This is a genomic window from Roseateles depolymerans (assembly GCF_003387155.1).
Taxonomy (GTDB): domain Bacteria; phylum Pseudomonadota; class Gammaproteobacteria; order Burkholderiales; family Burkholderiaceae_C; genus Roseateles; species Roseateles depolymerans.
In genome coordinates, this window is the sequence record NZ_QUMT01000001.1 from 1,355,415 (window position 1) to 1,370,577 (window position 15,163).

The 15,163-nt window shown below is 66.5% G+C and carries 15 protein-coding genes and 1 tRNA gene; 10 read left to right on the top strand and 6 right to left on the bottom strand.

What is annotated here, in order from left to right; genetic code table 11:
- Window positions 1–92 precede the first annotated feature (92 nt).
- Window positions 93–1,121 carry an AraC family transcriptional regulator gene (locus tag DES44_RS06020; RefSeq protein ID WP_058935777.1) on the top strand — a complete coding sequence of 343 codons (1,029 nt, stop codon included), beginning with the start codon at window positions 93–95 and terminating at the stop codon, window positions 1,119–1,121.
- Window positions 1,122–1,157: 36 nt separating this feature from the next.
- Here DES44_RS06020 and DES44_RS06025 read toward each other — a convergent pair whose 3' ends face one another.
- The 5 genes from DES44_RS06025 to DES44_RS06045 form a co-directional block, all read right to left on the bottom strand.
- On the bottom strand, window positions 1,158–1,949 hold the full coding sequence (locus tag DES44_RS06025; protein WP_058935776.1) for a M90 family metallopeptidase: 792 nt from the start codon (window positions 1,947–1,949) through the stop codon (window positions 1,158–1,160).
- Window positions 1,950–2,043: 94 nt separating this feature from the next.
- Complete coding sequence (locus tag DES44_RS06030) at window positions 2,044–2,859, bottom strand: UDP-2,3-diacylglucosamine diphosphatase (protein ID WP_232309803.1); 816 nt, start codon at window positions 2,857–2,859, stop codon at window positions 2,044–2,046.
- On the bottom strand, window positions 2,856–3,359 hold the full coding sequence (locus tag DES44_RS06035) for a peptidylprolyl isomerase (RefSeq protein ID WP_058935775.1): 504 nt from the start codon (window positions 3,357–3,359) through the stop codon (window positions 2,856–2,858). The genes DES44_RS06030 and DES44_RS06035 overlap by 4 nt, the downstream gene beginning before the upstream one ends.
- Window positions 3,356–3,931: a peptidylprolyl isomerase gene (locus DES44_RS06040; RefSeq protein ID WP_058935774.1), complete on the bottom strand. Its 576-nt coding sequence runs from the start codon at window positions 3,929–3,931 to the stop codon at window positions 3,356–3,358. Before DES44_RS06040 ends, DES44_RS06035 begins: the two co-directional genes overlap by 4 nt.
- Before the next feature lie 164 nt (window positions 3,932–4,095).
- Window positions 4,096–4,626, bottom strand: a complete 531-nt coding sequence (locus DES44_RS06045; protein WP_058935773.1) for a tetratricopeptide repeat protein — start codon at window positions 4,624–4,626, stop codon at window positions 4,096–4,098.
- A 327-nt stretch (window positions 4,627–4,953) separates the two neighbouring features.
- Here DES44_RS06045 and cysS point away from each other — a divergent pair, with 327 nt between their 5' ends.
- The 7 genes from cysS to DES44_RS06085 all read left to right on the top strand — a co-directional run bounded on the left by cysS (window position 4,954) and on the right by DES44_RS06085 (window position 11,938).
- Window positions 4,954–6,354, top strand: a complete 1,401-nt coding sequence (cysS, locus tag DES44_RS06055) for a cysteine--tRNA ligase (RefSeq protein WP_058935772.1) — start codon at window positions 4,954–4,956, stop codon at window positions 6,352–6,354.
- Complete coding sequence (locus DES44_RS06060; protein WP_058937497.1) at window positions 6,354–7,007, top strand: DNA-3-methyladenine glycosylase family protein; 654 nt, start codon at window positions 6,354–6,356, stop codon at window positions 7,005–7,007. Before cysS ends, DES44_RS06060 begins: the two co-directional genes overlap by 1 nt.
- Before the next feature lies 1 nt (window position 7,008).
- Window positions 7,009–7,980, top strand: a complete 972-nt coding sequence (locus DES44_RS06065) for an acetyl-CoA carboxylase carboxyltransferase subunit alpha (RefSeq protein WP_058935771.1) — start codon at window positions 7,009–7,011, stop codon at window positions 7,978–7,980.
- 31 nt (window positions 7,981–8,011) lie between these two features.
- Complete coding sequence (tilS, locus tag DES44_RS25920) at window positions 8,012–9,559, top strand: tRNA lysidine(34) synthetase TilS (RefSeq protein ID WP_058935770.1); 1,548 nt, start codon at window positions 8,012–8,014, stop codon at window positions 9,557–9,559.
- A gap of 87 nt (window positions 9,560–9,646) precedes the next feature.
- Entirely contained in the window at window positions 9,647–10,918 is a 1,272-nt protein-coding gene (locus DES44_RS06075) for an aspartate kinase (RefSeq protein ID WP_058935769.1), read from the top strand.
- Window positions 10,919–11,017: 99 nt separating this feature from the next.
- Window positions 11,018–11,110, top strand: a tRNA-Ser gene (locus DES44_RS06080).
- 195 nt (window positions 11,111–11,305) lie between these two features.
- Complete coding sequence (locus DES44_RS06085) at window positions 11,306–11,938, top strand: FMN-binding negative transcriptional regulator (protein ID WP_083525701.1); 633 nt, start codon at window positions 11,306–11,308, stop codon at window positions 11,936–11,938.
- 65 nt (window positions 11,939–12,003) lie between these two features.
- Here DES44_RS06085 and DES44_RS06090 read toward each other — a convergent pair whose 3' ends face one another.
- The gene (locus DES44_RS06090) at window positions 12,004–12,828 is read right to left on the bottom strand and encodes a hypothetical protein (protein WP_147306973.1); all 825 of its coding nucleotides are present in this window, start codon (window positions 12,826–12,828) and stop codon (window positions 12,004–12,006) included.
- Between the two features lie 249 nt (window positions 12,829–13,077).
- Here DES44_RS06090 and DES44_RS06095 point away from each other — a divergent pair, with 249 nt between their 5' ends.
- Window positions 13,078–14,361 (top strand): efflux RND transporter periplasmic adaptor subunit, encoded by a 1,284-nt coding sequence (locus tag DES44_RS06095; RefSeq protein WP_058935766.1) that lies wholly within the window; start codon window positions 13,078–13,080, stop codon window positions 14,359–14,361.
- Window positions 14,362–14,441: 80 nt separating this feature from the next.
- Window positions 14,442–15,158: an ABC transporter ATP-binding protein gene (locus DES44_RS06100; protein WP_058935765.1), complete on the top strand. Its 717-nt coding sequence runs from the start codon at window positions 14,442–14,444 to the stop codon at window positions 15,156–15,158.
- Window positions 15,159–15,163: the final 5 nt, after the last annotated feature.

Below are 15,163 nucleotides of genomic sequence, written 5' to 3' on the forward strand. Positions count from 1 at the left end.
CTCATCCTGCTGGCGCGGCCTCCGACCATGCAGCCAAGTTCCCGTGCGGCTTCGGAAAGCCCGCGAGGGCCACAGGAAGCAGGGGATTGCTCATGGACGTGCTGAGCCAATGGCTGGCCTTGATGCCGGTGAGCGGTCGGGTGGAGACGCGCTGCCATTTCGGCGCGCCCTGGCGCATCGCCCCCGGACCGGCGGCGCAGTTGGAAATCCCGTTCCACGTGCTGCTGGAAGGCACGGCGGTGCTGGAAGTGCCAGGTCGTGCACCCGTGGCCTTGCAGCCCGGCGATGTGGTGCTGCTCCCGCATGGCGACGCCCATCGCCTCCATGACGGCAGCGGGCAGCCGCCGCAAGGCGCCATGGAGCGGGCCTCCACCGTGCTCACTGTGGCGGAGAACCTGGGCGATGGCCCTGTGGCCGACCTGCTGTGCGGGCGGTTCCTGCTCAGCGCCCAGTCCGGGCCGATGGTCCATCAGTTCCTGCCAACGAGCCTGGTGGTGAGCAGCCACAGGGCCAGGCGCCAGTCCAACGAGACGGACAAGGCGGCCGACACGGCCAACACCGAAGGCACCGACGACACCGACGACACCGACGACACCGACGACGCGGCAACCCGCCAGCGGCTCGCGCAACTCATCGGCTTGATGCGCCTGGAAGCGCAGGAGGAAGGGCCGGGCAGCGAGGCGGTGATCGGCCATCTGTGCGGCGCGCTGTTCTCCCTGGCGCTGCGACGCGCCAGCCGGCAGCAGGGCGGTGATGGCGGTGAGGGCGAGGGTGCGAAGACCCTGCTGGCGCTTGCGCATCGCACCAGCCTTCAGCCGGCGCTCATGGCCATGTTCAGCCAGCCTCAAAGACCCTGGACCTTGCCCGAGCTGGCGGCGCTGTGCCACATGTCCCGCGCGACGCTGATCCGGCATTTCGAGACCGCCACCGGCCACTCCCCGGCGGAGTTGCTGCTGCAAATCCGCATGGCGCGGGCCATGCAGCGGCTGCTGCAGTCTGAGCGCTCAGCAGCGGCGATTGCCGAGGAAGTGGGGTACCAGTCCGAGGCGGCTTTCCAGCGCGCCTTCAAGCGGCATCTGGGCATCACGCCTGCCAAGTTCCGCGCCGCCCAGGGACGGTAGCCGGGGAAGGAGGCGCCGCCCCGGCTTCGAGCCGTCTCAGCTCGCGGCAGGGTCCTGACGGAAGAAGCCCTTGAGGATGCGGTAGAGCTGCGGCTGTTCTTCCAGCAACTCACGAGGGGCCACGAAGAAGGCCTCCACCGCCACCGCGAAGAACTCTTCGAGGGCGTCGGCGCCGTACGGGTCGATCACGGTGGCGTAGCCCGCGTCCACCTGCTGGCAGAACCACTGCCATTCGGCTTCCAGCGTCCGGCTCCAGTCTTCAAGCGCCTCCCGCGAGGCCAGCGCCGGTGCGCCGTTGAGGACGCCGTCCCGCATGTCGATCACATGCGCGAATTCGTGGATCACCACGCTGTAGACCGGATCGAATCCTTCCACCCGGTCATGGGCCTCGGGCGAAATTTCGCTCCAGGCCAGCACCAGCGGACCGCCGGCCATGGCTTCGCCGGAGAAGGTCTCCTCGTAGGCGTGCACCACGCCGTCCTCGTCCATCTCCTCACGCGGCACGACCACCTGGCCTTCATGCATGACGATGCCCACGAAGCTGTCATACCAGTCCAGCCCCAGCTTGAGGACGGGCAGGCAGGCCTGGGCCGCCACGAAGACGGCGATCTCGTCGGTCACTTCGAAGCCGCCCGCGCCATGGAATTCTTTGGACGCAAGAAACAGCGAGCACAGGCGGCGCAGTTCCGCCAGGTCTTCGGCCGAGCGGTGGCCAATGAAGGGATACCGGAGCAGCGTCAGTTGCCAGAGCGCATCCGGAATGGCGTGACGTGCCAACAGGCGTTGCTCTCGATACTGGCGCCAGCGCTGGAGGAGAGGGCTGAGCATGTCGGCGGGGCAGAGCTGAGAGGCGGTACGGGTGGTGGTGCGGTGGATGGCGAGCGGGGTAGGGCGCGGCGATCTCGGCGGAGCCACCCAACGCTTAATGCCGCAGTCGGTCCCGCACGGCTTCGGTCCGCATCGGCGCATCCCGGCGCAGGCCGGTGGCATCCAGGATCAGCACGTCACCGCGCTGCGCGTGGTCGAAGTCCCAGTCGGACAGCACCACGCGGCGCAGCCCGTTGCCCAGGTCGTGGTCGGCGGGGCGATGGGTGTGGCCGTGGATCAGCACGTCGCAGCCGGCCGCCTTGAGCCAGTCCCGGCAGGCCTGCGGGTCGACATCGGCCCACTGCATCGGATCCTGCTGGTTCGCCTTGCTGCGCCCGCGCAGATACCGGGCCAGGGCCCGCCGGGCCGACAGTGGCAGCGCCAGCAGCAGCGCCTTCACCCAGGGGCGACGCACCACGGCGCGCGCACGCTGGTAGCCCACGTCGTCCACACAGAGCAGGTCGCCATGGCTGAGCAGCCAGCGCCGTCCAAAGGCCTCCAGCCGCGTCGGGTCGTCCAGCACGGTCAGCCCGGCGTCATAGGCCATGGCCGGGCCCAGCATGAAGTCCCGGTTGCCATGCATGAAGAAGAGTCGGGTGCGGCGGGCCGCATCCCGCAGCAGGCTCATGCACTGCTGCTCGAAACTGTCCGGCACCCAGCGGACATCGTCACCAATCCAGGCTTCGAAGATGTCGCCCAGCAGGAACACCGCGTCGGCCGGTGTGGCCGCCAGGTGCTCGCGCAGCCGCTCCACCGTGCGGGGGAGGGCGGGCGACAGGTGCAGGTCCGACAGCACATCCACCCGCCGCCAGAGCGGCTCGGCGCGCAGGGTCGCCAGAGGACCCGGCAGCGGGAAGGATGCGGCGTTCACTCGAGGACGACGGCCTTTTCGATGACCACGGCGTCCACCGGGACGTTCTCATGGAAACCGGCGTTGCTGGTCTTGACCTTCTCGATCTTGTCCACCACGTCGGTGCCGGCGATGACCTTGCCGAACACGGCATAGCCCCAGCCCGACGGGCTTTCGCTCTTGAAGTTCAGGAAGTCGTTGTCCACGGTGTTGATGAAGAACTGGGCGCTGGCCGAGTGCGGCGCGTTGGTGCGTGCCATCGCCAGGGTGTACTTGTTGTTCTTCAGGCCGTTGTTGGCTTCGTTCTGGATCGGCGCGTCGGTGGGCTTTTGCTTCATGCCAGCTTCGAACCCGCCGCCCTGGACCATGAAGCCCTTGATGACGCGGTGGAAGATGGTGCCGTCGTAGTGGCCCTTGTTGACGTAGGCAATGAAGTTGGCGACGGTGGCCGGGGCCTTGTCGTCGTCCAGTTCCACGGTGATCACGCCGTGGTTGGTTTGCAGTTCGACTTTCTTGCTCATGGTTTGTTCTCCACGGTGGCTTTGTTGATGAGGATGGGGGTGGTGGGCAGATTCTGGAACATCATGTTCTTCGGGGACGTTGGCGTGGCGCGGATCTTGTCCACCACTTCCATCCCTTCGATGACGTAGCCAAAGACGGCATAACCGCGGCCGTCCGGCGCGTAGCCGGGGTCCAGGCCGGGGTTGTCCACCACATTGATGAAGAACTGCGACGTGGCCGAGTTCGGATCGTTGGTGCGGGCCATGGCCACGCTGCCGCGGATGTTGAGCAGGCCGTTGCCGGCCTCCAGCGGAATCGGCGCCTTCGTGGGCTTTTGCGACAGCTGCGGCGTGTAGCCGCCGGTCTGCACCATGAAGCCGTCGATGACGCGGTGGAAGATGACGCCGTTGTAGTGGCCCGACTTCACATAGGCCAGAAAGTTGGCGACGCTCTTGGGCGCCTTCTCCGGCTCCAGCTGGATGCGGATGTCGCCCAGCGTGGTGCTCAGCTTCACGACCTGGGCCTGGGCCAGCGAGGCGGCCAGGCTCAGCGCGGTGGCGGCCAGCGCCATCAGCAGTTTGGTGGTCCTCATGGGGATGCTTGTGAGTGCGGGTGGGGTGGAAGGAAGCCGGACGGACGCCCCGGTTAGGGCCGGTTGCGCTGAGCGGCGGGAAGGTCAGTGCGGATCTGGCAAGGGCAGGCGACGGGCCTGGACACCCGGCAGACCGCGGCCAAGTGCTGGATCAAGAGGTCGGATCAGGACGCTGGCCGCTTGCCGTTGTTCAGGTCGGACACCCGCTGGAGCTTGAGCCGCAGGGCCGAATCATCGCCCAGCGCCTGCTTCAGCGCACGCTCATAAGCCTGCTGGGCCAGGCGCATCAGCACATCGCCGAGGTTCTCCTGCGCCTGCGCATGGTCGGGTTGCAGCTCCAGCGCGCGCATCAACTGCTGACGGGCGGCTTCGTATTCGCCGCGGGCGGCGTGGATGACGGCCAGGTTGTTGTACGGGTCCGCCAGGTCGGGGTATTCCTCGATCAGGGCGGTGAAGATGACGCGTGCGCGTTCGAGCTGGCGCTGCTCCATCAGCATGGTGCCGAGCGCAAAGCGCAGCCGCGGGTCGTCCGGCGTGGCCTTGAGGCCGTCTTCGGCGGCCTTGATGGCCAGGTCGCGTTTGCCGGCGGCCCACAGGGCCTGGGCGTCCTCCAGGGCCGCAGCATGCACGGCCGTCGAGGAGAGCAGGGCCAGTGCGATGCAGCAGCTGTGGAACAGGGCGTGGAACTTGGGCATGGGCGGATGGCGATGGTCAAGGCCGTGGTGTCGGGGGGGAGGGGGCTGCGCGCGGACCCGCAAAGGGTCTGCCCGGAGCTCCCGAACCAGCGGGCCGCTATACTGACGGTCATTCTAGAGCGAGCTGTCGTCTCTCGCCCGACCAATGCCCTTGTTATGCCCTATCGCCGCACCGGCCCGTCCCGCTGACGGCGCCAGCGGCTCCAGCATCACGTCTTTCCTTCCGGCCCCAGCGCCGGTCTGACCCGGTTGTGGCCGGGGCGGGAAGTCGTCCGGGCGTGTGTCCGGGCGGGCGGTTGGCGCGCCGGACACACCAGTGGCCCATCCATGTCCTCCTTGCGCATTTTCAATACGCTGACCCGTCAGCCTGAACCGTTCCAACCGATTGATCCGGGCCACGTCCGCATGTATGTCTGCGGCATCACCGTTTACGACCTGTGCCACATGGGTCATGCGCGGATGAACATCGCCTTTGACGTCGTCTACCGCTGGCTCAAGGCCAGTGGCTACAACACGACCTACGTCCGCAACATCACCGACATCGACGACAAGATCATCCGCCGCGCGCTGGAGCGCGGCATGACCATCCGCCAGCTGACCGACGAGATGATTGCCGCCATGCACCGGGACTTCGACGCCCTGGGCATCGCCACGCCGACCCACGAGCCGCGCGCCACCGACTATGTCCCCCAGATGCTGGACATCATCGGCCGCCTGGAAAGCAAAGGCCTGGCCTATCAGGGCGACAGCGGCGATGTGAACTACGCCGTCCGCAAGTTCGACGGCTACGGCAAGCTCAGCGGCAAGTCCCTGGACCAGCTGCGCGCCGGCGAGCGCGTGGCCGTGGACAGCGGCAAGCAGGACCCGCTGGACTTCGTGCTGTGGAAATCCGCCAAGGCGGAAGAGCCGGCCGAAGCCAAGTGGCCCAGCCCTTGGGGCGAAGGCCGTCCGGGCTGGCACATCGAGTGCTCGGCCATGAGCTGCGCGCTGCTGGGGGAGCGCTTCGACATCCACGGCGGCGGCATGGACCTGCAGTTCCCGCACCATGAGAACGAGATCGCGCAGAGCGAAGGCGCGTTCGGCCATCCGTTCGTCAACCTCTGGATGCACAACGGCTTCCTGAACGTCGACAACGAGAAGATGTCCAAGAGCCTGGGCAACTTCTTCACCATTGCGGACGTGCTCAAGAAGTTCGATGGCGAGGCCATCCGCTTCTTCATGCTGCGCACCCACTACCGCAGCCCGTTCAATTTCAGCGACGCCAGCCTGGACGATGCCCGCACGGCAGTGCGCCGGCTCTACACCGCGCTGGATGCCGTCCCTGCCGACGAGGTGAGCATCGACTGGACCACCGGCCCGGCCGCTGACTTCAAGCGCGCCATGGACGACGACTTCAACACCCCGGGCGCGCTGGCCGTGCTGTTCGAGCTGGCCAACCAGGTCAACCGCAGCCGCTCGACGGCCGACGCTGGCCTGCTTAAGGCGCTGGGCGGCGTGCTGGGCGTGCTGCAGCAGTCGCCCAAGGCCTATCTGCAGGCCGGTGAGGGCCTGGACGAGGCGTTCATCGAATCGCAGATCGCCGCACGCGCCGCCGCCAAGGCCGCCCGCAACTTCGCCGAGGCCGACCGCATCCGTCTGTCGCTGGCCGAGCAGGGCATCGAGCTGAAGGATTCCGCCGCTGGCACCACATGGGTCCGTACGGGCGCCAAGGCTGGGGTGAAGGCCTGATGGGGCGTGTGGCGACCGCCGGGGTGACCCCGGACTATTGGGACGAAGCCTGCCGACATCTGGTCAAGCGCGACCGGGTGATGAAGAAGCTCATCCCCCAATTCGGCGAGGCCCGGCTGCAGAGCCGGGGCGACGCTTTCACGACGCTGGCCCGCTCCATCGTGGGCCAGCAGATCTCGGTCAAGGCCGCGCAGTCGGTCTGGGACAAGTTCGCCGGCCTGACCACCGGCCCGTCCAACCGGATCAAGCCGGCCGAAGTGCTGGCCCTGGAAAAAGACCAGCTCAAGGCGGTGGGCCTGTCGGCGCGCAAGGTGGAATACCTCAGCGACCTGGCCCAGCACTTTGAATCGGGACAGGTTCATGTGCGCCAATGGGCGCAGATGGACGACGAAGCCATCATCGACGAGCTGGTGGCCATCCGCGGCATCGCGCGCTGGACGGCCGAAATGTTCCTCATCTTCCATCTGATGCGGCCGAATGTGCTGCCCCTGGACGACCTGGGGCTGCTCAAGGGCATCAGCCAGCACTACTTCAGCGACGAGCCGGTCTCCCGGGCCGAGGCGCGGGAGCTGGGCGAGGGCTGGGCCCCCTATCGGTCTGTGGCCACATGGTACATTTGGCGTAGCCTGGATCCGCTACCAGTGGATTACTGATATGAGCAAACGACACTTTCTCGAGTTCGAGCAACCCATTGCCGAGCTGGAAACCAAGATCGACGAACTCCGCTACGTGCAGAGCGAGTCCGCGGTGGACATCTCTGAAGAGATCGACCGCCTGAGCAAGAAGAGCCACCAGCTCACCAAGGACATCTACGCCAACGTTCAACCGTGGCAGGTGTACCAGGTGGCGCGGCATCCGCAGCGCCCCCAGACCCTGGACTACTGCCGTGACGTGTTCACCGAGTTCCAGGAGCTGCATGGCGACCGTCACTTTGCGGACGATGCCGCCATCGTCGGCGGTCTGGCCCGCTTCAACGGCCAACCCTGCATGATCATCGGCCATCAGCGCGGTGCCGATGCCAAGGAGCGCACCCTGCGCAACTTCGGCATGCCCCGCCCGGAAGGCTATCGCAAGGCCCTTCGCCTGCTGAAGCTGGCCGAGAAGTTCGGCCTGCCGGTGTTCACCTTCATCGACACGATGGGCGCCTATCCCGGCATCGGCGCGGAAGAGCGCGGCCAGTCGGAAGCCATCGGCCGCAACATCTTCGAGATGGCGCAGCTGGAAGTGCCCATCATCGCCACTGTCATCGGCGAAGGCGGCTCGGGCGGCGCCCTGGCCATCGGCGTGGCCGACCAGGTGCTGATGCTGCAGTTTTCCGCCTATTCCGTCATCTCGCCGGAAGGCTGTGCCTCCATCCTGTGGAAGACGGCCGCCCGCGCGCCGGAAGCCGCTGAGGCCCTGGGCATCACCGCCCACCGCCTCAAGGCCATGGGTCTGGTCGACAAGATCGTGAGCGAGCCGGTCGGCGGCGCGCACCGCGACCCCAAGGCCATGGCCTCGGGCCTGAAGCGCGCTCTGGGCGATGCCCTGCGCCAGGTGTCCGACCTCAAGACCAAGGATCTGCTGGAACGCCGTTATGAGCGTCTGCAGGCCTACGGCCGCTTCAGCGACACCAAGAATCACTGAGCCCCTGGCTGGCGACTCCGCCTGCCTCTCCATGCCTCCCGACACACCGACCGACGCCGCGGCTTCCCCGCCGCGCGTCGTGGCGGTGGCCTGCAGCGGGGGGCGTGATTCCACCGCCTTGCTCCATGCCACCGCCGCTGCGGCCCATGCCCTGGGTCTGCAGGTGGTGGCTTTGCACGTCCATCACGGGCTCAACCCCCATGCGGACGACTGGCTGCGACATTTGCAGACGCAGGTCGGCGAGTGGACGTCCCGGGGATGGCCGGTGCGGCTCTGCTGGACGCAGCTGACCGGGGCACCGGCCGCTGGGGAGAGCGTCGAAGCATGGGCCCGCGCCGGGCGGCATGAAGCCTTGCAGCGGATGGCGCGGGAGGCGCAGGCGGATCTGCTGCTGCTGGCCCATCATCGGCGTGATCAGGCGGAGACTTTTCTGCTGCAGGCCCTCCGGGGCGCGGGACTGGCGGGGTTGTCGGCGATGCCGCCGCAGCAGTGGCGGGACGGGATCTGCTGGGCGCGGCCCTGGCTGCATCAGCCGGTCGAGGCAGTGCATCAATACATCCAGCAGCATGGGCTTGCGCATATCGAGGATGACAGCAACAGCAGCCTGCGATTCGCGAGAAACCGGCTGCGGCATGAACTGTGGCCGCCGCTGACGGCTGCGGCGCCGGGGGCGGAGCAGGCGCTGGCCCAGTCCGCCGCATGGGCGCAGGAGGCGCTGGCCTTGCAGCGGGAGATCGCGGAGCAGGATCTGGCGGTGTGGACGGTGCTGCAGCCGGTGGACCCCAGTCACCCGGCTGACCCGGCCGGCCCCGCTGCCCCCACCAGCCAAGTCACTCCGATTCTGCGCACCGCGGCCTGGCACAGCCTCTCCCAGCCGCGACTCTCCAACCTTCTCCGCGCATGGCTGCGTCAGGCGTCCGGCCACAGCGCGCCTGCGTCGCTGGTGCAGCGGCTGCTGCGGGAGGTGAGGGAAGCGGAAGTCGGGCGCTGGCCGTTCGGGACCTATGAGGTGCATCTGTACCGGGGCCATTTGAGCGTCCTGCGCGTTGCTTCGCGGACGGCGAGGCCAATGGCAATGCGGACCACCGGCGACACGCCCCACGCCGAGCTATTCATGGCCCGAGCGGCACCGACTTCGGCACTGGCATCGGCCTCCGCAGCCGCAGCCGAAGCTGCATCGGGCCCTCCCGAGACCCTGGTGATGGACCTCTCCCGTCCCGGCCGTCACCCCGTCCCCGCATGGCGCGGCGAGATCGAGGTCTTCGAGGTTTTCCCCACGGCCGACGCGCCCGCACAGGGCCTGCCGGCTTCCCGGCTCATCAAGGTCGAGTTGCGTCCGCGCGAAGGCAAGGCCCAGTTTCAGGCCCATGCCAAGGGGATTCCGCGAAGCCTCAAGAAATGCTGGCAGACCGCCGGAATCCCGGCGCCACAGAGGGAAGGGCCGCATCTCTACATCGCCCAAGCCCTGGTCTTCGTGCCCGGACTGGGCCTGGACGCACGTGCCGTGGAACACGCCCACCAGCCGCTGCTGGGCCTGCGCTGGCACCCCGGGACCTGCGGATGCTGCATGGCCCGCTGAACTTGGACCTATAGAATCGACGGCTCCGGCCGCGGTGCCTGCTTGGGTGTAAGTCGCGGCCTTCCCCCTGCGTCTGAAGACACTCCCATGGCATTGATCGTTCACAAGTACGGCGGCACCTCGATGGGGACCCCCGACCGTATCCGCAATGTGGCCAAGCGCGTCGCCAAGTGGGCCCGCGCCGGTCACCAGATGGTGGTGGTGCCCTCGGCCATGAGCGGCGAGACCAACCGCCTGCTGGGCCTGGCCAAGGAACTCTCGCCCGCCAGCAGCACCCCGGCGCTGATGCGCGAGCTGGACATGATCGCCGCCACCGGTGAGCAGGTGTCGGTGGGCCTGCTGGCCATCGCGCTGCAGGCCGAAGGCATGGACGCGGTCAGCTACACCGGCTGGCAGGTGCCCGTGGCCACGGACAGCTCCTACACCAAGGCCCGCATCGAAAGCATCGACGACACCAAGGTGCGCGCCGACCTGGCGGCCGGCAAGGTGGTGGTCATCACCGGCTTTCAGGGTGTGGACGAGGCCAACAACATCACCACGCTGGGCCGCGGCGGGTCGGACACCTCGGCCGTGGCCATTGCCGCCGCGATGAAGGCCGACGAATGCCTGATCTACACCGATGTGGACGGCGTCTACACCACCGACCCGCGCATCGTGCCCGAAGCCCGTCGCCTGCACACCATCAGCTTTGAAGAAATGCTGGAGATGGCGTCGCTGGGCTCCAAGGTGCTGCAGATCCGCTCGGTGGAATTCGCCGGCAAGTACCGCGTGCCGCTGCGGGTGCTCTCCAGCTTCACCGCCTGGGACATCGACATCAACGAGGAAGCCAAGTCCGGCACCTTGATCACCTTTGAAGAGGACGAAAAAATGGAACAAGCTGTCGTCTCGGGCATTGCCTTCAACCGCGACGAAGCCAAGGTCACCCTGCTGGGCGTGCCGGACAAGCCGGGCATTGCGTTCCAGATCCTGGGCCCGGTGGCCGATGCCAATATCGATGTGGACGTGATCATCCAGAACGTCTCGCAGGACGGCAAGACCGACTTCTCCTTCACCGTCCATCGCAACGACTACCAGCGCGCCATCGAGCTGCTGGAAAAGACGGTCGGCCCGGCGGTGCAGGCGGCCAAGGTCATTGGCGACACCCGCATCTGCAAGGTGTCCATCGTGGGCATCGGCATGCGCTCGCATGTGGGCATTGCCTCGAAGATGTTCCGCTCGCTGTCGGAAGAGGGCATCAACATCCAGATGATCACCACCAGCGAAATCAAGACCTCGGTGGTCATCGACGAGAAGTACATGGAACTGGCCGTGCGTGCCCTGCATCGCGCCTTCGATCTGGACCAGGAAAAGACGGCCTGATGACTGGGCGCATGGGCGCATTGCGTTTTCTCAGAGAGATTCTTGGGAATCTTCCCTGAGGCGTCAAAAACCCGTGCTATAGTTTCAGCTTCTTCGGATGGAGACGTGACCGAGTGGCCGAAGGTGCTCCCCTGCTAAGGGAGTATGTGGGCAAAACCTGCATCGAGGGTTCGAATCCCTCCGTCTCCGCCAACTGAATGTGAGGCCCCCGCAGCGAAAGTTGCGGGGGCTTTCTCACGTCTGGGGCGTCCACACACCTGAGGCTTGTGCTGTTTGTCACAGCACGTTTTGCACTCTGAGTTCGTGCCTTCCCGCTGTTGCTGCTGGATACGGTCCGATGGCTGCAAACCCCCTATTCACGGGAGAACTGTTCTACATTCACAGCGCATGCACACTCCGAATTCGTCTGAACAGCCCGATCTGTCCATGGCCCGTTTGCTGATCCAGCAACACCCGTTGGCCACACTGATGCTGCAAGACCCCACGCACGGTCTCAGCGCTGTGCCGGTGCCCATGATCTGGGGGGCGGACAAGAACAAGCCAGACCAATGGTGGGTGGAAGGGCACATGGCCCGGTCCAACCAGAACACCGAGGCGCTGGTGAGCGGCAAGGCCGGCCAGGTGCTGGTGCAATTCAGCGGGCCGGGTGCCTATGTGTCCCCGCGGCACTACGACGTGTCCAAGTCGGTCCCCACCTGGAACTATGTGACGGTGCAGATTCACGGGCATGTCCAGGTCATCGACAACCCGATGGAAAAAGACACGCTGCTCAAGCGTCTCATCGCCACCCAGGAACCTGCCTATGCACGCGACTGGAGCGGTCTGCCGGCAGACCGGGACGGGAAGCTGCTGGGCAGCATCATCGGCTTTCGCATTCCGGTGGAGCGCTGCGTGCTCAAGGTCAAGCTCAGCCAGAACCGCAGTGAAGGCGAGCGCAGCCGCATCCTGGCGCATCAGCGCAAGGGCAGCTATGAAGAGCAGGTGTTGGCGCGCTGGATGACGCTGCTGGCACAGCGCTGAGGGCCCTGCACCGGCCAGGACCGGCTAACAGCGGCTAACAGCGGCCAGGGGGCGGCTAGGGTCCGTCAGGGGGCCTCCGGCCGCAGGGCAGCTCGCCAGGTGTGCAGGGTCGCGAGCCGGCTCTGCATGGCAACCCATTCTCCGGCTTCCATGTCCTTGACCGCTCGTTTCCATTCCTCGTGGAAGGCTTGCGACTGGGCGGCCAGGGGCTGCGAAGTCGGCGAACGCTCTTCGCTTCTCACTGCAATGAGCGCGTCCAGGGCGAGGAGGGTGGGGGCCAGCATGTCCTGCTTGTTTTGAAGGTCTTGCACCTGTTTGGCAATGAAGCATCCGTCCAGGGTGCCTGAATGGCGTCGCTGCTCGATGCATTCGATGAATTGCTTCGCATACTCGCAGACCGGCGGATGGCAATCGGTCATCAGCGCATTCACCTTGTCCTGCGTCAGGGCCAAATCAGCCTTCAGGGGCACGAGAAGCCGGTTGAGGTTTTCTCGGGACAGGTCGATGACAAGCTGGGCCAGCTCGTCCATGTTCTGCGCCTTCTCCTTGGCTTCATGCTGATGACTCTCCCGCAGGGCCGGCAGTGGCGCATTCACTGGGACAGTGAGGTCGCGTCCGCGGACCCCCGGCCATACATCCTCCAGATAGCCGCTGTGGCCAATGATGAAACAGCGGTCGATCAGTGCACTCCGCATGTCAGCTTCCATGCGCGCACCCGGATCATTCGATCGCAGGAAGCGGAGGATGGCCTGGCCTTGAGTGTGGGTGTTCTTGACTTGCTCCATCACGGCGCGGCACGCCACTTCCGATAAGGGGAGGTCGGGCGGGGCGCTTGCTTGCACCTGAGGAAAAGTCGTGTAGTGGGATGACGGTGAAATTCTGGGGTCCATGGCGCAGGTCTTGATGGGTCGAAGGGACACGGCGTTTGAGTGAGGATGCCTGCGGCGTCTGGTTCCGATCTCTGTCCGACCTCTGTCCGACCTCTGTCCGGCACTGTCCAGGCGAGTGTCCGCGGACACTCGCCGTTCGCCGCGACGTTCGCCCAAGTCATTGATTCTTCGGTGTTTCCAGGCTGGACAAGCCCTGGCACATCCCTTGCGATCTCCAGGGGCAGACCCACTCGTCCTCCTTGAGACGCCATGATCCGCGACACCTCCGGCCAAGACCGTCCCCTCACGCCTGCGTCCACCGTCTGGTCCCGCCACCGCCGTCTGCTGCTGGCGGCCGGCGTCCTCGGCGTGGGCGCCCTGGTCACCGCCACCGCCTTGCCTGCCGTGCAGCGCATGGTGGCGGGCGGGGCGTCCGTCAGCCAGCAACGCCTGGGTCTTGCCACGGTGGAGGTCGGCCCGCTGGTGCGCGACGTCGCCGGAGAAGGCAAGGTCGTGGCGGCGATGAGCCCGACCGTCTACGCGCTGCACGGCGGCAACCTGGTGCTGCGCGTCAAGGCCGGCGACCCGGTCAGCCAGGGCCAACTGCTCGGGGAGATCGACAGCCCCGACCTGCGAGCTCGACTGGCGCAGGAGCAGAGCAATGCCGACGCGCTGCGCACGGAACTGCAGCGCGCTGAAGTGGACGGCCGCGAACAGCGCTCCGCCCTGGCCAGCGCCCTGGAGAGCGCCACCATCGACCTGCAGACCGCGCGCAATGACCTGGAGCGGCAGACCAAGGCCTTCGAAGCCGGCGCGGTGGCCGGTATGCAGGTCGAGAAGGCGCGGGATGCGATGGAGAAGGCCCGCATCACCCAGGCCCATGCGCAAGCCGGCATCGGGCTCAAGGACGACAGCCTGAAGTTCGAACTTCAGGCCCGGCAGCAGGCCCTGCAGCGTCAGCAGCTGCTGGTGCAGGACCTGCGCCGTCAGATCGACGAGCTGCAGCTGCGCTCGCCAGTGAAGGGGCAGGTCGGTCAACTGCTGGTGGCCGAGCGGGCCAATGTGGCCGCCGGTGCTGGACTGCTCACGGTGGTGGACCTGACCTCCATGGAAGTCCAGATGCAGGTGGCCGAGAGCTTTGCCCGCGACCTGGCCATCGGCATGCCGGGCGAGATCTCCGGCAACGGCGGCCAGTTCCGCGCACGAGTCAGCTCGGTGTCGCCCGAAGTGGTCAATGGCGAAGTCGCCGCACGGCTGCGGTTTGAAGGCGACATGCCCGCGCAGTTGCGGCAGAACCAGCGTCTGTCGGTGCGGGTGCTGCTGGACCGCCGCGAGAAGGTCGTCACCGTCAACCGCGGCAGCTTTGTCGAGGAGGGCGGGGGACGCTTCGCCTATGTCGTCCAGGACGGCCAGGCCGTTCGGCGCAACGTCAAGCTGGGCGCGCAGAGCCTGTCCAAGGTCGAGATCCTCGAAGGCCTCAAGCCTGGCGAGCAGGTGGTGATCTCCGGCGCGCAGGCCTTCAACGGCGCCGAGCGGGTCTCGCTGGCGCAGTGATGGCGCACCCCCACCGATCCCCTCCGATCCCCCATTCCACCCCAGCACTGCCCCGACGCAGTCATTCATCCGAGACGCCCATGCTGAAGATGCAATCGCTCTCCAAGGTCTACCGCACCGAAATGATCGAGACCTACGCCCTGCGCGACTTCAATCTCGAGGTTCGCGCCGGTGAGTTCGTGGCCGTGACTGGTCCGTCCGGCTCCGGCAAGACCACGTTCCTCACCATCGCCGGCCTGCTGGAGTCCTTCACCGGCGGCCGGTACGAGCTCGATGGCGTGGACGTCAGCCACATGAACGACGACCAGCGCTCCCGCATGCGCAATGAAAAGATCGGCTTCATCTTCCAGGCCTTCAACCTCATCCCCGACCTCAACCTGCTGGACAACATCGAAGTGCCGCTGCGGTATCGCGGCATGAAGACCGCGGAGCGGCAGCGGCGCGCCCGTGAGGCGCTGGCGCGGGTGGGCTTGTCGGCGCGGGAGCGTCACTATCCGGCGGAGCTCTCCGGCGGGCAGCAGCAGCGCGTGGCCATTGCGCGCGCCCTGGCCGGCGAGCCGCGGCTGCTGCTGGCCGACGAACCCACCGGCAACCTGGACAGCAGCATGGCCCGCAGCGTGATGGAGCTGCTGGAGGAGCTGCACCGCGACGGGGCCACGATCGTGATGGTCACCCATGACCCGCAACTGGCGGCGCGCGCGCAGCGCAATGTGCATGTGATCGACGGACAGGTGATGGACATCGCGGCCCAGCTGCATCTGGACGCCTCCCCGGTGCACAGCACCACGCTGGCGTGAGGGCT